Raw genomic sequence first — 18,267 nt, 5'->3', positions numbered from 1 at the left:
TCAATTATCCCGTCGGATAACTAATTCACTATTTAGCTTAGAATGTTTATTATGAAAAAATTATCAAATTCGGTGCCGCTGCATTAGCCTTACCGCTTCGGTAGGGACCGTTGCTCCAGTCGTTTCTCAACCTCAGACTGTGCAGGCGGCTTCGAAGACTGTCAAAAGTGGTTCACTCACTTTTCACATTAAGAAGAAGCAAGTAAGAAAATCTTAGTGCTTTGGGTAAATGTTACTAACCATGGTAAAAGGACAGTTAAGAGTGACATGTTGATGAACTATTCTGGCGTTAACGCTTATCAAAAAGTTCATGGAAAATGGCAGGAATTAACTACTGGTGCGACTAATTCATCCTCATTGATTAAGGGCTTAGGTAAGATGGAACATAATTTGAAACCACATAAGACTATTAAAAATGGCGTAATTATATTCACCTTAGAAAACCGCAGTAAGGTCAAAGTAGAATTTCAAAAAGGCTATAATCAAATTACTGCTCGTCGCTACTTTAAAGTAAAATAAATTAAAAAAGCATTTATCGATTGTCGCGATAAATGCTTTTTTCTTTGATTCCTCATTGTCTAATATTTGCAAAAAATCGGAATTTCCTTTATTTTGGATGTAACGGTCAGAACAAATAGGAGAGAATATCATGCGTGAAGGTTTAATCATTTTAGTAGCTCTAATCGGAGCTGGGTTTATTGTTTATTACTTTGATAAATATCGCAATCGCCGTTATCCGGAATCTAAACCGCAAAATCAAGGTGGAAATTGGGATGCTTTTTGGGCATTTTTGTTTCCATTCATTGGTTTTATCATGGCTATTTATTTCGCAATTGCTAAGCGCAATAAATTCCGCGCGAAGACCTGTGTTCTGTGGGCATTAGGCGGTATGGCTTTTAATGCAATTTGGTATTTGTTGTTTAGATAAAAAAGGTTGATCAACTCTTGATGAATTTGATCGACCTTTATTTTTTGATTGTATTAACTTTGAGCAAGTTTACTAACAATATATGAGTTAAGAGATACATTTTCTTCATCTGCTTCTTCGGCTAGATGTTCATGCAGGGATTTGGGCATCCTCGCAGTAATGCGGCTGATATTGAACTAGTTGATAAACAAAATCGTTTAATCTTTTCGACTATTGTAAATGGTGCATTCTATAATAGATTAAAAAAGCATCCCTTTATTTCAATTACTGGCTTAAAAGGAACAGAAACAATGAATTCAGTAGCTGTAACTGTCAATGGTAAAGTAGAGGAAGTTGATGATTCATACATGGATCAAATCTATCAAGCACATCCTGAAATGGTCGAGATTGATTCGGCTGATTCAAGATCAAGTAGAAGTACATTGCGTCCCTTTGCGATTACGCCGATTGATGGTTCAGTTTACGATTTAAGGCAAAAACCGGTTTTTCAGAAGCATTTTAATTTTTAAAAAACATTATTAAATAGAAAGGAACAATATGGCATTACCAAGTCAAATTGAAGTTAGAGGAGCAAAAGTTCACAACTTAAAGAATATTGATGTCAATATTCCACTCCATAAATTCGTCGCTATTTCAGGCTTATCTGGTTCTGGAAAGTCATCCCTAGCCATGGGAATTCTTTATGAAGAAGGATCGCGTCGTTATCTTGATGCGCTTTCTACATATATGCGGCGAAGAATCAAGCAAGGTGCGCAGGCTGATGTAACTTCAGTTAAGCATATCCCTTCAGCGCTGGCTTTACGTCAGCGCCCCAGCGTTCCAAATGAAAGAGCAACCGTTGGTACAACAACTGAGACCTTTAATGTTTTGCGTTTGATTTTTTCACGGCTTGGTTCGCCTGTTTGTCCCAACGGTCATAGAGTCGCACCGAGTCTAGCAATTGCCGAAGCAATGTCCAAGCCTGGCGAAGAAATGGGACGGATTACCTGCCAAACCTGTGGTGTTAAGTTTTATGTTCCAAGTGCAGAAGAGTTCGCCTTCAATTCAGATGGAGCATGTACTGAATGCGGCGGTACAGGGAAGGTGCGTCAACTTGATGAAAATAAGTTGATTGCTGATGAAAATCTGTCCATCGAAGACGGCGCGGTTGCTTCGTGGTCATTGCCAGGACGTAATTTTATGCCAAGCGTTGCCCAGCATGCAGGAGTGCGCATTAATGTTCCATTTAAGGATTTAACTAAAAAAGAAAAAGACTTTGTCTTGAACGGTCCAGAAAAGAAATACAAGATGGACTTCTTATCCGGTACTGGTCGAGTTTTTCACGACTTCAATGCTCTTTATGAAAATGCGCACCAGGCAGTCCTGCGTTCAGCAAAGAGTAGCAAGAGTGAACGAGCACAAAAAAGAATTGCGGAATTCTTTACTTATTCAACTTGTCCAGTCTGTCATGGTACTAGACTTCGTCCTGAGCTACTTAAGCAGTTGGTTAATGGTAAAAATATTGATGAAGTCGAACATATGCAATTGGGTGACTTGCCAGCTTGGAGTAAGGAAGTTTTAGCTAAGTTACCAGAAGAAATGCATCAGATGGCTTCTTCATTGATTAAAGAATTCATCAATAATTTGCAGCCGCTACTTGATTTAGGGTTGGACTACTTAGCCATGGCACGTGCCGGAAATACGCTTTCAACTGGTGAGTTACAGAGAATCCAATTGGCTCGGACTCTGAGAACAGAAACCACCGGTGTTCTTTATGTATTAGACGAACCTTCTATCGGTCTTCATCCGGCTAATGTCGATGGTTTGATTAAAGTTTTACGTAAACTTGTTGCACAAGGCAATTCATTGGTCGTAGTTGATCACAATGTCGACATTATTAAGGCAGCCGATGAGATTATCGAAATCGGACCAGGATCTGGTGACCAGGGTGGGCAAATTTTAGCTCAAGGGACACCGCAAGAACTTGAAAACAATAAAAAGTCTTTGATTGCTCCATACTTAAATGGAACAGCTGATTTAATGGCAAGAAAAACGACTGATAAGATTAACCCTGATCAAATCAAATTTGAAGTGGAGCATTATTTCAACTTGCATGATATTAAAGCAGGAATTCCGATTAATCAAATTACTGCAGTAACTGGCTTTTCTGGAGCGGGTAAGACCAGTTTGATTTTAGATTCTTTAGTTCCAGCTATTGAGGCACAAGCTAAGGGTGAAAAGTTACCGAAACAAATTAAGAAATTCGTTTCACCTGTCCATAATGTAGTTAGTGTTGATGCGACACCGATTGGCAAGAGTACCCGTTCAACGGTTGCTACTTATACTTCAATCATGGATAATTTGCGTAAGCTTTTTGCTCGTCAGCCGTTAGCAAAAGAAAAGCATTACACGCCAAGTTACTTCTCCTATAACAATAAAGAAGGTGCATGTCCTACTTGTGGTGGAACTGGAATTGTTACATTAGATATTCAATTTTTACCAGATATGCAGCAGACATGTCCAACTTGTCATGGTGAACGTTACAATCCGAGAATTCAGCAAGTTAAGTGGCATGAGATGTCGATTGTTGATATGCTTAATTTGGATATTAATGAAGCCTTGCCTGTGTTTAAAAAGGTACCAAAGATCGAACGTGAATTAAAGTTACTCAAAGAAGTAGGGTTGGATTACCTGCATTTAGGTGAAAGTACACCAACCTTATCTGGTGGTGAAGCCCAGAGGTTGAAGCTAGTAACTCACTTGAGTCATAAGCAAGATGATACTTTATTTGTCTTCGATGAACCAACGATCGGTTTGCATCCCTTAGATGTGAAGGTTTTGGTAACCGTGATGCAAAAATTGCTTGATCAAGGTGCAACCATTATCACGATCACACATGATTTGAATTTGATTGTAAGCAGTGATTATATTTTGGATCTTGGACCACGCGGCGGTAAAGCTGGTGGTAGAATCGTGGCTGAAGGGATGCCGCGAGAATTGGTTAAGAATCCTGACAGTTTGACTACACAGTATTTAGCTGATTATTGGAAACAATTTGAATAGATAAAAAAACGGGTCTTTTTTGGGACTCGCTTTTGTGTAGAGAGAATGGGTTTACTGTTTTTCTTCTTTAGCACATTCCATAATTAATGGTGCATTTCTTTTAAGGATTTCTATGTTGTTCTTTGTTTCTGAATAAGTAAAGTTATAATTATAAACTTCCTTATAGTCAGGAAGAGTGTAGCGGGCTTCCTTGAAGCCATAATCGGTTGGTTTTTCAAAATGTACATAAATTTTAATACCGTCTTTTTGGGATGGATCGGGAATTATTTGAGAATACGTAATTGATAATTCGCCTGGGAATTCAGCGTATGGATATAACATAAAAATCACTCCTCATGGATCTTTATTATTGTAGCAAAGAAATTGTCTGTATAGTAAATAGCTGATTATTGGAAAGAATTTGAATGGAAAATTAAAAACGTGTCCTTTGCAGACTCGTTTTTGTGTATGATTGGTTATAATATATATAACATTGATGGAGGACAAATAGAAAAGAAAGCTTTAAAAATCATTAAGACCAAGGCAAGAGATAATTCACGTGTGCCAATGCATTGGGATGATAGTCAATATGCTGGCTTTAGTGATGTAAAGCCATGGCTGATGCCAACTGATCAAAATCAAGTTAATGTAGAGAAAGAACTAGCAAGTGGCGAAATTTTTGACTATTATCAAAAACTAATTAAGTTGCGTAAGAATGAAAAGTTAATTTCTTATGGGCATATTAAGATGTTCTTGAAGGATCATCCACAAGTTTTTGCATATGAACGCTTCTTAGATAACAGTGATAAAAAATTAGTAGTCTTTACTAACTTCTATGGCAAGGAATGTCAGGCTAAATTACCTAAAGAATATGTTAATAAGAGCTATCAAGTTTTAATTAGCAATTATGAACATAACAGTAACCAATTTAAACAAGAGATCATCTTAAAGCCGTATGAGGCTTTAGCAGTTGTGATTTAGATAAGATAATAAAAAAGAATTGATAATCATAGTTAATTTGTGATTATCAATTCTTTTTATTTTGTTGATTTTTTATTTGTAGCAATTCGGGTCTGCGTGCTAATTCAATATAAGGGCGATCATTTTCTACAGCTATCCCTTCGGTTTCGCGCAAGGTATGAAATTGGTAGTGTTGTATGAGTTTTCCTGGATGGGTAATTATGAATAAATTATCGTTAAAAGCTAGGTAAAACTTAGAACGACTAGAGGTAAAGCTTTGTAGAGGTGAATTGTTTTTTACAAAATCAGATTGAGTTGTTCCGATTTCTGTTGGCATCCATGTATTTCCGTTTCGACTTAATTTCCAGTATTCATATAATCCTTTGCTGGCATTATGAAAAGTAGCGTACATTAAGTGACTATTAATAAAGCAAGCGTTATGAAAATAGCGTGGATAATAGCTAGAACGATTCCATACTTTTATAGTCCAAAGATGGTTAATTTGGTAGTTTTTTCTAGAAATTTGAAAAATTTCTTCGGATTTATCGGGATTAGCTTCTTTGTTGCTGCTAGCCAGTACATAAATATATTTTTTAGTCATGCCGATAGATTGTCCGTGCCCCAGCTTCATATATGGAGATACTGCAATATTGCGTGATGTGTTTTTAAATTCTCGCCACTTCATAGTAAGTAAATTTTGTGATTTAAGTGGATCGGACAAATGATTGAGATTATAAGTAACTAGATGTCCCCATTCAACGTTAGGTTCACTGAAATATGAAACAGTTAATTGATTTTGTTTAAGGCTGATCCCTTGAGGAATAACTCCTATTTGATTAAGAGGAGTAGGTTGAGGCGTTAATGAATGAAAACGAGGTTGGTAAAACTGGGTTATCATCAAATTATGCTTATTATCATAATATCTATTAATTTCGGTTTCAGGCTGATAATTATTTTCGGGATTCCAATTTGGAGAAGAAGATTTGGAACTACCAGAGAATGTTTTTACTAAAGAAGGTCCAGCAATAGCAGTTCTGTTTGCGACAGTAATGCCTTCGTTTAAATTAGGTCTAACATGAACGTTGATTGTTGTTTTTAAATGATGGTATTTTAATTTAATTGTAAATTTTCCAGGAGTTGTAGAATTAAAAAAATTTTGGGATGCAGATACTTTTTTAAGATCGATTAAGGTGCCGTGCTTGTCTGCAATATAAGAAATTGCATCCCTCACTGGGAAAGAGGAATAGGGAATAGGGATTACGAGTTAAAGATACATGCTTTGCCGCAAGTAGTTTGCTACGTAAAAAGAATTTTTCATTAACCCAACCAATTTGTCTACCGTTGACTGTTAATTGATAAAAACGCCCTTGCTTGGTTTGCGCTGATTTAAGAGATTGAAGCAAACCGTTCCTGAAATCCTTGGTAGAAGTGAAAGCATTGATACCACCGTATTTAGAAATATTGCGATAAATTGGAAAATCATGGGGTCCAGCCAATTTAGTTTGAACATTAGTGTAAGTAGTTACTGGTGCAGGCTTTAACACGATAGATCCGTTTTTTAACGGATTAATTTTTAAAGGTAAATAAAAATATAGAATGAATAAAATTAATATCGGTAAAATTATAAAATATAAAAACTTTTTCATGATATTTATATTATCTACTAAATCTAAGGGCGTGACTAAACTATTTAGATTATAGATGTAAGATTAAGAGGTTTAATTGAATCTTGAAAGCTTTTTTCATTGATAAAATTCTGTATAATAAAGCTTAAGCATATTAAAGGAAGTTGATTAATTAACTATGTTAAAAGAAGAGAAGAAATTTGATCAATTTGGGCAAAAATTATTTATGCAAGGCACTTTGCAAGAATTTGAAAAGAAAAATGGCCCAATTAAGGGCAGAATGGCAATTACTGAGGGTAAAATTCCGCCTGAAATGTTAAATAAATTGCAACCTGAATTAATGAAAAATCCTAAATGGAAAGTAGTCGAAGGCAGTTTTGATTTTTCAAACTATACTATTGGGATGGTAGTAGGTCTTAATCCAATCAAGCCATTGAGTGAAGGATGGCTAGTTCCTCAATTAGGTCATCCCGGTGTACAACCAGATAAGCATTGGCAGGAATTCTTTATGGAAAAAGTAATGAATTCAATTGACGAAAATGGTCATATTGATTTGCCATTGTTTACTTGGATTTCAGATAAGAATGATTTGACGAAATCTGCAAAAGATATGTAGTAAAAAAGCCATTTAGAAGGATGAAAGACCTTCTTGGGTGGCTTTTTGCATTTTATTTTAAAAAATTATGAAAAATTATTATAATCTAGTTTATAATTCGGTTTAAGAGTGAAAACCGAAAAAAACCGAAAACTTCACGGAATTTAGGAGGTTATGAGAGAATGACGGAGAATAACGAACAAACGAAAATCACTGATACCAAGCTTAAAGGCGCATTAGACACGGCAATCTTTGCTGGGGGATGCTTTTGGTGCATGGTGAGTCCATTTGATAAGCTGCCCGGAATAGAAAAGGTAGTTAGTGGGTATACTGGTGGTCATGTTGCCAATCCAACTTACGAAGAAGTCTGCACGGGTAAAACTGGGCATACAGAAGCCGTTGAAATTACTTTCGATCCTGAAAAAATGCCTTATCAAAAGTTGCTTCAATATTATTGGCAGGTTACTGATCCCACGGATGCAATGGGGCAGTTCCAAGATCGTGGCGATCAATATCGTCCCGTAATTTACTATAACTCACCAGCACAGAAGGAAGCTGCGGAGAAGTCCAAACAAGAATTAGCCGAAAGCGGCAAGTTCGATGATCCGATTGTGACGAAAATTGAACCAGCTCAACCATTTTATCCAGCAGAAGAATATCACCAAGATTTCTATAAAAAAGATCCGCTTCGTTATGCAATGGAAGAAGCAGGTGGCCGAGAAAAATTTATCAAAGAGCACTGGGACAAATAATGAAAGCTTTGTCTGTGCGTGGTGACTATATCATGCAGATGATTAACGGCACCAAGAAAATAGAATACCGCACGTGGAAAACTAATTATCGTGGACCAATTTTGATGTGCTCTACGGCAAAAAGAGTGCCGAATTCTGCACCAGGATATGCACTTTGCGTGATGGATCTGTATCGAATAGACTGGAATGATGTCGATCAATGCTATTATTGGTACATTAAACTTAAGAATTTGATTGATCCGATTAAAGTAAAAGGACAGCTTAAGCTTTTTAATGTTGATGATGATGTAATTATTCCAATTAAGAGCTCAGAATTTGAAAAACAAGTTATTCCATTGATTTATCGTTCCAAAAATAAACACGTTTAATAATATAACTTATGTAAAGCAGTAAAAATATGACAATTATTGCTTTGGATCATTTTGTAATTACTGTGACTGATTTAAATAAATCTAAGAATTTTTATCATGAAATTCTAGGATTGCCTATTGTTGATAAACAAAATGGCTTCGTTTCTCTTCAATGTGGTGATCAATTAATTCGACTGAGAAAAAAGACTAATGGGGTTAACGCAATTGTGGCTAAACAATTGGAAACGAGAGTTTTTGATTTTTGTCTTAAAACTGATCAACCTATTAAAAATGTGATAGCTAAGTATAAATCAAATAATCAAGAGATTATTTCGGGCCCAGTAGAGAAGCATGGTGCACATGGAAAAATGACTTCTGCTATACTAGGGATCCAGATGGAAACTTGGTCGAAGTCTGTTCTTATGAATGATTACTATATAGCTAGTGCTAAACATTGAAAAAAGGTTCATTTTTTAATATTAAAAAATGAAAAAAGCTGATAAAACTTTGTTCTGTGAATGAGGATATCAGCTTTTTTCTGTCTTAAATCAAATATTAAAAATAACAATTTTTAAGAAAATTAATATAAGCCAAATGGTGCTCTTATTACATATTACTTATAAAAAGTAATAAAATACTTTAAAAAAGATATACATAATGATATATTAATATTTATAGCTATGTTAAATATGTTCATATAGAATAAACATGCTTTAAGTGATGTGATATTAAGATGTTATCTGAAAATAACTATAATGAGAAAATAAGGAAATCTAATAATAAAAGAAATAAATATTCAATTAGGAAACTATCAGTTGGAGCTGTCTCAGCTTTGATTGGAGTTTCTTTTTTTGGCTTTAGTTCTCAAGTAGTGAGTGCAGATACCGGAATAAATACTGCTGGTGATATAAGTCATCATGTAGCATGTGCAGATACTGCTGATAATAGCAGCAACGGACATAATAATCCGGCAACTGATTCAGATACTTGGCAAATTGGAAGTCAAAACACTAAAGAATATGACGGAAAATAAACTAATAAGATTGATGTTAATAAGTTTAGTTTGTCAGATGGTGATAAAAAACTAAATACCAGCAGCATCAATAATGATAGCTTTCAATGGGTTGATAAAAATGGTGATGCTATTGTAGAAAATCCTAAAAATGTTGGTACATACTATGCTAAATTAACAGATTCAGCTGCTAAAAAGTTGAGAAAAGATAATCCTACTTTATCCAAAGATCCAGGAATTGTTGGTACTTATACAATTGCTCAGGGTAAGGCAAGCGCTGAATTAAGAGGCTATGATTCAAAAGCAGCGGATGCTGGATTTAATGCAGTGGCTAAAAGGTATGAAGATTTAGGATATGTGGTAGAAACCACAAAGACTGGATAATGATAAGCCAGTTCAACCTGAAACTGTTGAAACAAACGATAATTCCTTGCCTCAATCAAGAGAAGAATCACTTTCATGGCTAGGCATACTTTTATCAAATCTAGACTTAGGCAGCATGTTTATTAAGCGAAAAAAGAAATAGCTATACTCATCAATGATTACTAAGTGTAAAATAGCTTGCGGTAACGTTTAAATATAAATTAAAAGGAGTCAAATCCATTTTAGGACTTGACTCCAAAACAAAAAGATCAGTAGTCTGATGTTAAGCAAAAAAACACATTAGAAGCTAGTCTTTTATGGAGTCTATTATAACTGATATCGTGAAAATTATTAAGTCCGAAAATAATGTTATTGCTCGTGAAAAGGCATTAATGTGCTACTTCTTTGATTTGATTAGAGAATTAATGAAATTAGCACTAGAAGAAGTTGATGCCGGCTTAGTTGAAGAAACTAAAAAGCAAGGCTATCAGATTGAAAAGAAAAATAAGCTAGTCTTTCGACCAGCTTATTTTTTAATGCGGCAGTTATTTAATCCATGGTGCCATTACCTTTGTAGTCATTAACGATGACCTTTGGTAGTTTGATTAAATCTTTGAAGAATGGATTTTGACTTGAAGTAGCGATATATAGTTTTCCATTCTTGTTTAAAAGCAGATCACATACTTGAGCACTTGGTTCACCATGATAAGTAGTGGCAACATCTACATTATGAATTTGCTCTACAGCGAAGTCTGAGAATTCTTGATTAGTAGTTTGATTAGTTAAAATATCCACCATAATAATACCTTCCTTGCTCTAGTAGCTTGTTAGTTTTATTATAAGCTTAAAGACTGACATGTTTTGACAGGAAAGCCTAGAAAATGAAAAAATCTGAACGACTTAACCAAGAATTGATCTATCTAAGCGATAAAAAAGTATTTCACTTAAAAGAATTAGAAGAAGCTTTTACTATTTCTGAACGCACTGCTTTACGGGATATTGCTGATTTGGAACAACTAGGATTAGCTTTTTATAGTGAAACGGGACGTAGTGGTGGTTATCACATTACCAATAGTAAATTGCTTTTGCCTATTCGATTTAATACGTCAGAGATTAATGCTATCTTTTTTGCTTTGCAAGCTATTAAAAATATTAGTGAAACACCATATAGTAATGAGTATCAAAAAATTCAGGCCAAGTTATTAAAGAATTTGCCTACTAGGTTGCAGGAACAAATAAAGCTTCAGGAAGAATTTGTTCAGTATGTCAGTCAACCTAGTTTGAATAAAGTAATATTTTTTGATTTGCTACTTAAGGCATGTATTGATAATGATTTAATATTAGCGGAAAATCAGCAGTTTATTAAAGGAAAACAAAAGTTGCAACTACTTGATTTGTTTTATCAAGCAGGGAATTGGTTCTGTCATGCTTATAATTTAGATTTGAAACGTTGGTTTGTTTTACGTCTGGATAAGTTTAGAATGGTCAAACAACTGAAATCTGATCGAGTAATAATAAGTAAAAATGAATTAAGTGAAAGTTATCAAGAATATGAACAAAAGCATTATTGCATCCCATATCAATGTTTATTAACTAAAATTGGCGAACAAAAAATTAAATATAATTCTTATCCGATTATGCAGATAATGCATCAGGGGCAAAAGATTTATTTAAATGGCAGATACAATAAAGAAGAATTGCATTATCTAGTAGATTATTTGATCTCTTTGGGCTCAGAGGTTAAAGTGCTTAAACCTCAAGAATTAAGAGATAGTTATTTGCGAAAACTAAAGCAGATTATTAAACAATATTGATTTTTTAAATTCTGACAGAGATTGACAGAATTCTAAAATATACTGAAGTAGAAGATATCAGGAGGTAACAATCATGACAAAAATAATGAACGAAGATTTTTTAGATGTTTTACAAGACAAAGGGCCAGCAACGATTGTCTCGATTAATGGTAATCCAGCTAGCGTAGTTAATACTTGGTCACAATATATTAACGTGGTTTCTGATGATATAATTTTGATTCCAGCTGCGGGGATGCACTCGATTGAACAAGATTTTGAAAAAGATCCAAAACATGAACTGATCATTACGATTGGTTCTTACAATTATTCAGGAACCGCTGGAATGGGTCGCGGTTATCATATTCATGGCAGTGGTCAATTCATTAATGAAGGCACATATTTTGATCAAATGAAAGCCCAATTTGATTGGATTCGCGCTGTATTAGTTGTGAAGATTCATGATGTTGAGCAGAAGATATAGCAAAAAAGTTTGGAGCGTCAACTCCAAACTTTTATTTTTAATCAATTTATTGAGCAAAATATGATAGACATTAAGTAATAAGTGTTACCAATTGAAAATGTAATGAAGAAACTATTGTGTTAGGAGGATTTTATGGATAAACGTAAAATTGTAATTGTTGGTGCTTCACATGGTGGTCATGAATAAGCAATTGAGCTGTTAGATAAATATAATGATGTAGATGTAACTGTTTATGAAGCTGGCCGACTTTATTTCATTTATGTCCTGTGGTATGCAATTATACCTAGGAAATAAAGTTACGGCTGAAGATGACGCCAGAAACTTTGCTCCTGAAGATGTTGAAAAGAAGGGCGGTCATGTTTATGCCAACCATGAAGTAACCGCGATTCATCCTGAACATAAGACAGTAACAGTTAAGGCTTTAACCAATAATTCTGAAGAAGAAGTTCAATATGGTAAGTTAATCCTTAGCCAGTGAAGTATTTGCTAAAGCTGGCAAGCATGTAACTTTAATGGACATGATTGATCGTCCATTAGGAACTTACTTGAACCCAGAATTACTCGATGTTTTGGAACCTACCTTTAAGAAGAATATGGATCTTAAGATGGGTGTCAAAATCGAAGGCTTCAACGGTAATGAAAAAGTTGAAAGCGTCAAAACTGATCAAGGCGATGTACCAGCTGACTTGGTTGTTGTTTCAGCAGGGGTAACTCCTAATACTGATTGGCTAAAGGGCACCGTTGATTTAGATCAAAGAGGCTGGATTAAGACTGATCCATACTTGAGAACTAATGTTAAAGACGTTTACGCTATTGGAGATGCAATTTTGCCACTTTCTATTCCAGTAGGTAAGCCAATGCCAATTGCCTTAGCTACTACTACCAGAAGAGAAGCTCAATATGTAGTTGACCATATCTTCGAGGATAAGCCAGATCGTGCCTTCAGGGGCGTTATCGGCGCTTCAGCTCTTAGCGTCTTTGACTATCACTTCGCTACTGCAGGCTTAAATAAGTTTTCAGCTGTTAAGAATAAGCTTGACTATCAAACTAGCTTCTATGAAGATCATATGCGTCCAGCTTATGTTCCAGAAGCAGATAATCCTAAGGTATATGTCAGCTTAACCTTTAATCCATACACTCACCAAATCTTAGGCGGTGCGGTACTTTCTAAGTATGATATTACTGCTCAAGGCAATGTCTTAGCTTTGGCAATTAGTCATAAGATGCGTTTGGAAGACTTGGCTGAACAAGACTTCTTCTTCCAACCAGGATTTGACCGTCAATGGAGTTTGCTTAATTTAGCTGCACAACATGCATTAGGTATGGCAAGATTCTAATTTAATCGTTAATAAAAATAAATTATAAAGATAAAAACTAGTCATGTTTTAACAACATGGCTAGTTTTTTTGTGAGATTTAGTTGTGTTTGAGTAAAATAGTTAGTAACTATAATTGCTCATTGAGGGAGATCATTTCAAGTAAACTTTGAGCAGTAGAAGAGCCTTCGTTACCGGCTTTTAAGCCAGCTCTTTGCAAAGCTTGTTCAATATTTTCTGTAGTTAAAATACCAAAGGTAACCGGAATTTTAGCTTGTAAATTCATTTGCATGATTGCATTCGTTACATTTTGAATAATCATGGCATAATGATCAGTTTCACCCTTGATTACTGCACCAAGAGTCATAATTCCAGCATATTTATCAGAATTAATTAGTTTTTGCGCGGTAAAGCCGATTTCAAAAGCTCCTGGTACCCAGATAACATCGATTTCATCGTCTTGGATTCCAAATTGATGCAGTGTTTCTTTGGCACCACGAACCAAATTTTTAGTAACAATTTCATTAAATTTAGCTACGACAATAGCGATTTTCCCATGTGTATTGGTGAAGTTTCCAGTATATTCCGTCATTATTCTGCCTCCTTAAGTTCTAATAGATGATGGAATCTCTTTTTCTTAGTTTGCAAGTAAAAACGATCAACATCATTAGGTGCAATTTCTAATGGAATACGCTTATTAATCTTAATACCATAATCGTTTAATTGATCGATTTTATCAGGATTATTGGTTAGTAAATTGATTTCCTTAATCTTCAATTCTTTAAAAATCGCGGCAGCAACATCATAATTACGCTCATCAGGCGCAAAACCTAACATTTGATTTGCTTCATAGGTATCATGACCTTGATCCTGTAAAGCGTAAGCTCGTAATTTGTTGGTTAAACCAATACCGCGGCCTTCTTGGTTAAGATAAATGATTAAGCCAGAACCGTTCTTTTCGATTTCTTTCATAGCAGTATGAAGTTGGGCACCACAATCGCAGCGTTTAGAACCGAAAGTATCACCAGTTAAGCATTTAGAATGAACGCGAGTTAATACTGGCTTTGAAGGATCAATATTTCCTTTAATTAAAGCAACATTACCGTTGCCATAACTTTTGATTTTAAAGTTGCCATAACGGGTCGGTAGGTTTACAAATTCTGAGCGCTTACTCGCTGGACTATTAATGTATTCTTGCAATTCTGCGATTGTTAAGAAAGGCATGTGGTGTTCTTTAGCTATTTCTTTTAATTGAGGACGTCTTGCCATATGTCCATCAGATTTCATTACCTCACAAATGTAAGCCACTTCCGGTTCACCGGCCAGATGAGCCAGTGCAATTGAGGCTTCAGTATGACCATTTCTGTGCTTAATTTGATCATCTTTAGCAACGAGTGGGAAACAGTGACCAGGTCTAAAGAAATCCTCTGGTTTACTGTTCGGATCGGCAATTGCTTTAATTGTTGCAGCACGATCATAAGCGGAAATACCCGTGGTAGTCGTCTTATAATCAACACTAATGGTAAAGGCTGTACCATAAGGATCAGTATTATCTTGTTCCATTTGATGCAAGTTTAAACGTTGGGCGATTTCCTTACTTACTGGTGTGCAAAGCAAACCACGGGCATATTTAGTCATAAAGTTTACATTTTCTGGAGTAACTTTTGAGCCCAAACCGATCATGTCTCCCTCAGATTCACGATCTTCATCATCAGCGACGATTACTAAACCACCATTTTTCATCCATTCGATTGCGTTTTGAATTTTTTTGACATCCATTTTAATTTCTCTTTTCTAAGTTCTTGGCGACATATTTACCTAAAATATCAGTTTCAATATTTACTTCTGAGCCTACTTTTAATTGAGCTAAATTGGTTTCATCTTGTGTATGCGGGATTAAGCCTACAGAAAAAGTATTGTCTTTAGTATCCATCACGGTTAAGGAAACACCGTTAATGGCGATGCTACCTTGAGGCACAATTTGCTTTTCTAAGCGAGCAGGGAAGCTAAACCAAATTTCGATTGCATTTTCGTTTTGCCTAATTTCTTTTACTTGAGCAACATCATCAACGTGACCGGTTACAATGTGTCCTTCTAACCGTTGACCAACCTGTAATGATCGTTCGACGTTTAATTGAGCTCCAACATTTAAATCTTTAAACGTTGTCTTTTGATAGGTTTGCGGCATCATGGTGACTGTAAAAGTATTAGAAGTAAAACTTTCAGCAGTTAGACAAGTCCCATTAATTGCAATGGAATCACCAATTTTTAAATTCTTGATAAAATCTGGAGCACATCTAACCGTTAACGTAATAGTTTCTTGATCCTTATCAATTTGCGCGATCTTTGCATCCCCGCGTACTAAACCACTAAACATCAATTTCACCTACAATTCTCAAATTATTTGATAGTTGTTCGATTTTCAAATTTTTAAGCGCCATTCTAGAGCTAGGCAGAATTCCCGCTATTCCAGCTTTACCTAAAAATTGCGGGCTTAAATATTCAATCACTTTATTTACTAACTGATCATTCATAAAAGCATTAGCTAAGGTGGGTCCACCTTCAACATAGACAGATTGAATGCCTTCTCGTGCTAGAGTCTGGATCACTTCAGTAAGTTGATCTGTTTTCATTAACCAGACCTTGACCTGATTGTTAGTTAAGTTCTTTTTGAGCTCAGAATTTTGGGTAAATATCCAAGTTTGAGCTTGACCATCGGTTAATAGCTTCAGATCTTTGTGTTGAAGCAACCTTCCACGTCGATCAATAATTATCCTGATTGGTGGGTAATCAGTTTGAACGGTAGTTAGCAGGCTAGGATTATCGATGATGGCCGTATTGGAACCAACTAAAATTGCTTGATAATCTGCACGTTCTTGATGAACTCGTTCATAAACCGAGTGATTAGTAATCGCTGTGCGAGTATTTACTTGATCGTTAATTCGATAATCAAGACTGACGGCTTGCTTAACAGTGATCCAGGGGCGATTATTTTGGTAGAAGTATGAGTAAAACCGGTTAAGTTCTTCAGCTTCTTTAGCTAAAACACCAGTTGTAACTTCAATTCCGTGCGCTTTTAGTTTGGCAATTCCTTTGCCGGTTACTAGCTTGTGCGGATCAACCTGGGCAATAACAACGCGTTTGATCTTACTTTGAACAATTAAGTCAGAACAAGGTGGTTGCTTGCCATAGTGATTGCAAGGCTCAAGTGTGACATAAAGAGTTGAATTAAATAATTGTTCTGGGGTTAATTTAGAAATGGCATCACGTTCAGCATGATTTTTACCATAGTGAATATGATGACCAGTAGCTAGTACTTGATCGTTTTTGACGATCACAGCACCAACCATTGGATTCTTCCAAGTTTGGAAGCGTCCTTTTTTAGCTTCTTGTAGAGCTAATTTCATATAATATTGGTCTTTTTCCATTTAAATCACTTCCTAACAGAACAAAAAAGAACCTCGAAGCTAAACTTCGAGGTTCAAAATTAGTATGCAAGTTAAAAAATAATTCAAGTACGCAAAATAAGCGTGGGTTAAAATTATCCTTCTTCTATCTAGACTGTAACTATCGGTACCATTAAGGATTCAACCGCTTGCGCGGGTTGCGGACTTTACCGCCGGTCGGGAATTTCACCCTGCCTCGAAGAACATTTATTTAATTCTCTTACAGAATAATCCTGCTTTTGTGTTTTGTCAAATTATTAGGGTGAGGAAAAAGTGATGAGCAAAAAAATCCTGATTAAAAAAATATAAGTAGCTCTTAAGTTTTTTTGTAGTATATTAAATAACAATTAATTAAAACTACAAAATTTTAATGCTGGTAGGATGCTATGAATTTAAAAGAGCTATTTAAGACCAATGGTTCTCGTGCTAGTCTGATAATTTTCCTCTATATTTTATATGCGATTACCGGTAGTTTGGGTGAATATCTTTTTAAATATGGGTTAAATTCTATTACTACCGGTAATTTGAATAGATTTATTTACTGGGAATTAGTGCAATTTATAATGTCAATTTTAACCGCATTGCTTTTGCCGATTGCTACTATTGCATTTACTAGACAAGTACAAGATTATTTACACAAAATTCGTCAAGATATTTTGCATCATTACTATAATCAGGATAATGACGAGAAAGTTTCTAGTATGCAAAACAGACTGACTGCTAACTTAAAACTCTTAGCTGATAATTATGTAACACCTTGGGTTGCTATCTTAAGCGGTGTTTTGGAAATTATAATCTCAATTATTTTGCTAGCAAGCATGAATTGGATTTTAATTTTGGTAACGGTAATTTTTGCAGTTATTATCTTGTCGATGCCAAAGATTATGGAAAAAAGACTTCATCTGCAATGGATAAGGTTAATAAGAAAAATGATAAATTGTTAAATACCATTGAGCATTGGTTAGGTGGTTTGCAAGAATTACGTCGCTATAGTGCATACAGCCGATTAATCAAGCAGCTTAATAGAGCAAGTAATGACTATGTTGAAACTAGTAAAAAAAGCTTTTAAATATCGAAGCATTTCTTACCTCTTTAATGGTTTTGGTAATGCTATTGCTCAAGTAGGGATGAGTTTTATCGCGGGTATTTTGTTCTTGCTTCATATAATTTCTTTTGGTGATTTTGTTGTTGCAGGCAGTTTTGCTTTTACTATTTCTTCAGCAATTTGGAATATCACGCAAGCAATTACGCAGGTTAAATTAACTAATGCTCTCCGGACCCAGATTGCTGATTTAAGAAAATCAATTCCTGATAAAAATGAAAATAAGACCTTAGCTTTCGGAATAAAAGTCTCAAACTTATCCGTAAAATATGATCAAGGTGAAACTATTTCATATCCCGATTTCACAATTAAAAAAGGACAAAAAGTTTTACTCACAGGTGATTCTGGCACTGGAAAATCTACTTTATTCAAAGTGTTATTGGGCAAATTAAAACCGAAAACTGGAAGTGTGACTTTCTTAGATAGAAATGGGGAGTCAATTATGAACGAATTCAAGCAGATTCACCAGCAAGCCAATAAAGCAGCTGCTATTGATGTATTGCATGCCTTCTATGCCAAATGGC

The 18,267-nt window shown here is 35.3% G+C and carries 22 protein-coding genes, 5 pseudogenes and 1 riboswitch; of the genes and pseudogenes, 18 read left to right on the top strand and 9 right to left on the bottom strand.

Annotated elements, in window-relative coordinates; genetic code table 11:
* Positions 1-216: 216 nt before the first annotated feature.
* Together FC37_RS08835 and FC37_RS08830 are read left to right on the top strand one after the other, a co-directional pair.
* Positions 217-519, top strand: a complete 303-nt coding sequence (locus FC37_RS08835; RefSeq protein WP_236697322.1) for a DUF5067 domain-containing protein — start codon at positions 217-219, stop codon at positions 517-519.
* 130 nt (positions 520-649) lie between these two features.
* The gene (locus FC37_RS08830) at positions 650-928 is read left to right on the top strand and encodes a hypothetical protein (protein ID WP_025006192.1); all 279 of its coding nucleotides are present in this window, start codon (positions 650-652) and stop codon (positions 926-928) included.
* 53 nt (positions 929-981) lie between these two features.
* On the opposite strand, the gene FC37_RS10155 is transcribed toward FC37_RS08830, so the two are convergent.
* The gene (locus FC37_RS10155) at positions 982-1,077 is read right to left on the bottom strand and encodes a toxin-antitoxin system HicB family antitoxin (protein ID WP_081776577.1); all 96 of its coding nucleotides are present in this window, start codon (positions 1,075-1,077) and stop codon (positions 982-984) included.
* Here FC37_RS10155 and FC37_RS08825 point away from each other — a divergent pair.
* Positions 1,060-1,437, top strand: coding sequence for a pyridoxamine 5'-phosphate oxidase family protein (locus FC37_RS08825; protein ID WP_236697321.1), 378 nt, complete (start codon positions 1,060-1,062; stop codon positions 1,435-1,437). The genes FC37_RS10155 and FC37_RS08825 overlap by 18 nt on opposite strands.
* A gap of 28 nt (positions 1,438-1,465) precedes the next feature.
* Positions 1,466-3,970, top strand: a complete 2,505-nt coding sequence (locus FC37_RS08820; protein ID WP_025006190.1) for an excinuclease ABC subunit UvrA — start codon at positions 1,466-1,468, stop codon at positions 3,968-3,970.
* 51 nt (positions 3,971-4,021) lie between these two features.
* Here the strand turns inward: FC37_RS08820 and FC37_RS08815 are convergent, their stop codons facing one another.
* A complete protein-coding gene (locus tag FC37_RS08815; RefSeq protein WP_025006189.1) occupies positions 4,022-4,291 on the bottom strand; it encodes a hypothetical protein in 270 nt (89 codons plus the stop codon).
* 159 nt (positions 4,292-4,450) lie between these two features.
* Between FC37_RS08815 and FC37_RS08810 the strand changes: the two are divergent.
* A pseudogene (locus FC37_RS08810) lies at positions 4,451-4,930 on the top strand (alpha-amylase family glycosyl hydrolase); the annotation flags it as partial.
* 46 nt (positions 4,931-4,976) lie between these two features.
* Here FC37_RS08810 and FC37_RS08805 read toward each other — a convergent pair.
* Together FC37_RS08805 and FC37_RS10910 are read right to left on the bottom strand one after the other, a co-directional pair.
* The gene (locus FC37_RS08805; protein WP_236697320.1) at positions 4,977-6,140 is read right to left on the bottom strand and encodes a hypothetical protein; all 1,164 of its coding nucleotides are present in this window, start codon (positions 6,138-6,140) and stop codon (positions 4,977-4,979) included.
* Positions 6,085-6,453, bottom strand: a complete 369-nt coding sequence (locus FC37_RS10910; protein WP_236697319.1) for an SH3-like domain-containing protein — start codon at positions 6,451-6,453, stop codon at positions 6,085-6,087. Before FC37_RS10910 ends, FC37_RS08805 begins: the two co-directional genes overlap by 56 nt.
* Before the next feature lie 259 nt (positions 6,454-6,712).
* Between FC37_RS10910 and FC37_RS08800 the strand changes: the two genes are divergently transcribed.
* The 7 genes and pseudogenes from FC37_RS08800 to FC37_RS08770 all read left to right on the top strand — a co-directional run.
* Complete coding sequence (locus FC37_RS08800) at positions 6,713-7,150, top strand: hypothetical protein (protein ID WP_025006187.1); 438 nt, start codon at positions 6,713-6,715, stop codon at positions 7,148-7,150.
* A 161-nt stretch (positions 7,151-7,311) separates the two neighbouring features.
* Positions 7,312-7,881 carry a peptide-methionine (S)-S-oxide reductase MsrA gene (gene msrA, locus FC37_RS08795; protein ID WP_025006186.1) on the top strand — a complete coding sequence of 190 codons (570 nt, stop codon included), beginning with the start codon at positions 7,312-7,314 and terminating at the stop codon, positions 7,879-7,881.
* On the top strand, positions 7,881-8,249 hold the full coding sequence (locus FC37_RS08790) for an ASCH domain-containing protein (RefSeq protein WP_025006185.1): 369 nt from the start codon (positions 7,881-7,883) through the stop codon (positions 8,247-8,249). Before msrA ends, FC37_RS08790 begins: the two co-directional genes overlap by 1 nt.
* A gap of 29 nt (positions 8,250-8,278) precedes the next feature.
* Complete coding sequence (locus FC37_RS08785) at positions 8,279-8,689, top strand: VOC family protein (RefSeq protein WP_236697318.1); 411 nt, start codon at positions 8,279-8,281, stop codon at positions 8,687-8,689.
* A 275-nt stretch (positions 8,690-8,964) separates the two neighbouring features.
* Positions 8,965-9,264: a YSIRK-type signal peptide-containing protein gene (locus FC37_RS08780; RefSeq protein ID WP_025006184.1), complete on the top strand. Its 300-nt coding sequence runs from the start codon at positions 8,965-8,967 to the stop codon at positions 9,262-9,264.
* Positions 9,265-9,294: 30 nt separating this feature from the next.
* Complete coding sequence (locus tag FC37_RS08775) at positions 9,295-9,627, top strand: MBG domain-containing protein (protein ID WP_025006183.1); 333 nt, start codon at positions 9,295-9,297, stop codon at positions 9,625-9,627.
* 296 nt (positions 9,628-9,923) lie between these two features.
* Positions 9,924-10,115, top strand: a pseudogene (locus FC37_RS08770) (ISLre2 family transposase); the annotation flags it as partial.
* 40 nt (positions 10,116-10,155) lie between these two features.
* On the opposite strand, the gene FC37_RS08765 reads toward FC37_RS08770, so the two are convergent.
* On the bottom strand, positions 10,156-10,404 hold the full coding sequence (locus tag FC37_RS08765; protein ID WP_025006181.1) for a hypothetical protein: 249 nt from the start codon (positions 10,402-10,404) through the stop codon (positions 10,156-10,158).
* Between the two features lie 83 nt (positions 10,405-10,487).
* On the opposite strand from FC37_RS08765, the gene FC37_RS08760 reads away from it, so the two are divergent.
* From FC37_RS08760 to FC37_RS08750, 3 genes and pseudogenes are all read left to right on the top strand, one after another.
* Positions 10,488-11,420 carry a helix-turn-helix transcriptional regulator gene (locus FC37_RS08760; protein WP_025006180.1) on the top strand — a complete coding sequence of 311 codons (933 nt, stop codon included), beginning with the start codon at positions 10,488-10,490 and terminating at the stop codon, positions 11,418-11,420.
* Positions 11,421-11,493: 73 nt separating this feature from the next.
* Positions 11,494-11,880, top strand: a complete 387-nt coding sequence (locus FC37_RS08755) for a hypothetical protein (RefSeq protein ID WP_025006179.1) — start codon at positions 11,494-11,496, stop codon at positions 11,878-11,880.
* Positions 11,881-12,069: 189 nt separating this feature from the next.
* Positions 12,070-13,217: pseudogene (locus FC37_RS08750) on the top strand (FAD-dependent oxidoreductase).
* A 108-nt stretch (positions 13,218-13,325) separates the two neighbouring features.
* Here the strand turns inward: FC37_RS08750 and ribH are convergent.
* Genes ribH through ribD form a run of 4 tightly spaced genes read right to left on the bottom strand, consistent with a single transcriptional unit; the run spans position 13,326 to position 16,623 of the window.
* Entirely contained in the window at positions 13,326-13,787 is a 462-nt protein-coding gene (ribH, locus tag FC37_RS08745) for a 6,7-dimethyl-8-ribityllumazine synthase (RefSeq protein WP_025006178.1), read from the bottom strand.
* Positions 13,787-14,974, bottom strand: a complete 1,188-nt coding sequence (locus tag FC37_RS08740) for a bifunctional 3,4-dihydroxy-2-butanone-4-phosphate synthase/GTP cyclohydrolase II (protein WP_056945617.1) — start codon at positions 14,972-14,974, stop codon at positions 13,787-13,789. The genes ribH and FC37_RS08740 overlap by 1 nt, the downstream gene beginning before the upstream one ends.
* Position 14,975: 1 nt before the next feature.
* Entirely contained in the window at positions 14,976-15,572 is a 597-nt protein-coding gene (locus FC37_RS08735; RefSeq protein WP_025006177.1) for a riboflavin synthase, read from the bottom strand.
* Positions 15,565-16,623 carry a bifunctional diaminohydroxyphosphoribosylaminopyrimidine deaminase/5-amino-6-(5-phosphoribosylamino)uracil reductase RibD gene (gene ribD, locus FC37_RS08730; protein ID WP_025006176.1) on the bottom strand — a complete coding sequence of 353 codons (1,059 nt, stop codon included), beginning with the start codon at positions 16,621-16,623 and terminating at the stop codon, positions 15,565-15,567. The genes FC37_RS08735 and ribD overlap by 8 nt, the downstream gene beginning before the upstream one ends.
* A 112-nt stretch (positions 16,624-16,735) precedes the next feature.
* A riboswitch (FMN riboswitch) is annotated at positions 16,736-16,849 on the bottom strand.
* Between the two features lie 178 nt (positions 16,850-17,027).
* On the opposite strand from ribD, the gene FC37_RS10905 reads away from it, so the two are divergent.
* The 3 genes and pseudogenes from FC37_RS10905 to FC37_RS10895 all read left to right on the top strand — a co-directional run.
* Complete coding sequence (locus FC37_RS10905; RefSeq protein WP_025006175.1) at positions 17,028-17,585, top strand: ABC transporter transmembrane domain-containing protein; 558 nt, start codon at positions 17,028-17,030, stop codon at positions 17,583-17,585.
* Positions 17,586-17,675: 90 nt separating this feature from the next.
* Positions 17,676-18,140: pseudogene (locus tag FC37_RS10900) on the top strand (ATP-binding cassette domain-containing protein); the annotation flags it as partial.
* 36 nt (positions 18,141-18,176) lie between these two features.
* A pseudogene (locus FC37_RS10895) lies at positions 18,177-18,267 on the top strand (hypothetical protein); the annotation flags it as partial.

Origin of the sequence: Lactobacillus gallinarum DSM 10532 = JCM 2011 (assembly GCF_001434975.1) — a bacterium.
Taxonomy (GTDB): domain Bacteria; phylum Bacillota; class Bacilli; order Lactobacillales; family Lactobacillaceae; genus Lactobacillus; species Lactobacillus gallinarum.
The sequence above is the reverse complement of the archived record's forward strand: the minus strand, read 5'-3'. Positions and strand labels throughout refer to the sequence as shown.

What these genes read in the sequence shown, in the direction of transcription:
- FC37_RS08800 (WP_025006187.1), top strand. Translation starts at nt 6,713, where the DNA reads ATGTTAAAAGAAGAGAAGAAATTTGATCAATTTGGGCAAAAATTATTT.
- FC37_RS08765 (WP_025006181.1), bottom strand. Translation starts at nt 10,404, where the DNA reads ATGGTGGATATTTTAACTAATCAAACTACTAATCAAGAATTCTCAGAC.
- ribH (WP_025006178.1), bottom strand. Translation starts at nt 13,787, where the DNA reads ATGACGGAATATACTGGAAACTTCACCAATACACATGGGAAAATCGCT.
- FC37_RS08790 (WP_025006185.1), top strand. Translation starts at nt 7,881, where the DNA reads ATGAAAGCTTTGTCTGTGCGTGGTGACTATATCATGCAGATGATTAAC.
- FC37_RS08785 (WP_236697318.1), top strand. Translation starts at nt 8,279, where the DNA reads ATGACAATTATTGCTTTGGATCATTTTGTAATTACTGTGACTGATTTA.
- ribD (WP_025006176.1), bottom strand. Translation starts at nt 16,623, where the DNA reads ATGGAAAAAGACCAATATTATATGAAATTAGCTCTACAAGAAGCTAAA.
- FC37_RS08830 (WP_025006192.1), top strand. Translation starts at nt 650, where the DNA reads ATGCGTGAAGGTTTAATCATTTTAGTAGCTCTAATCGGAGCTGGGTTT.
- FC37_RS08815 (WP_025006189.1), bottom strand. Translation starts at nt 4,291, where the DNA reads ATGTTATATCCATACGCTGAATTCCCAGGCGAATTATCAATTACGTAT.
- FC37_RS08740 (WP_056945617.1), bottom strand. Translation starts at nt 14,974, where the DNA reads ATGGATGTCAAAAAAATTCAAAACGCAATCGAATGGATGAAAAATGGT.
- msrA (WP_025006186.1), top strand. Translation starts at nt 7,312, where the DNA reads ATGACGGAGAATAACGAACAAACGAAAATCACTGATACCAAGCTTAAA.
- FC37_RS08755 (WP_025006179.1), top strand. Translation starts at nt 11,494, where the DNA reads ATGACAAAAATAATGAACGAAGATTTTTTAGATGTTTTACAAGACAAA.
- FC37_RS08735 (WP_025006177.1), bottom strand. Translation starts at nt 15,572, where the DNA reads ATGTTTAGTGGTTTAGTACGCGGGGATGCAAAGATCGCGCAAATTGAT.
- FC37_RS08825 (WP_236697321.1), top strand. Translation starts at nt 1,060, where the DNA reads ATGCAGGGATTTGGGCATCCTCGCAGTAATGCGGCTGATATTGAACTA.
- FC37_RS08780 (WP_025006184.1), top strand. Translation starts at nt 8,965, where the DNA reads ATGTTATCTGAAAATAACTATAATGAGAAAATAAGGAAATCTAATAAT.
- FC37_RS10155 (WP_081776577.1), bottom strand. Translation starts at nt 1,077, where the DNA reads ATGCCCAAATCCCTGCATGAACATCTAGCCGAAGAAGCAGATGAAGAA.
- FC37_RS08820 (WP_025006190.1), top strand. Translation starts at nt 1,466, where the DNA reads ATGGCATTACCAAGTCAAATTGAAGTTAGAGGAGCAAAAGTTCACAAC.
- FC37_RS10905 (WP_025006175.1), top strand. Translation starts at nt 17,028, where the DNA reads ATGAATTTAAAAGAGCTATTTAAGACCAATGGTTCTCGTGCTAGTCTG.
- FC37_RS08760 (WP_025006180.1), top strand. Translation starts at nt 10,488, where the DNA reads ATGAAAAAATCTGAACGACTTAACCAAGAATTGATCTATCTAAGCGAT.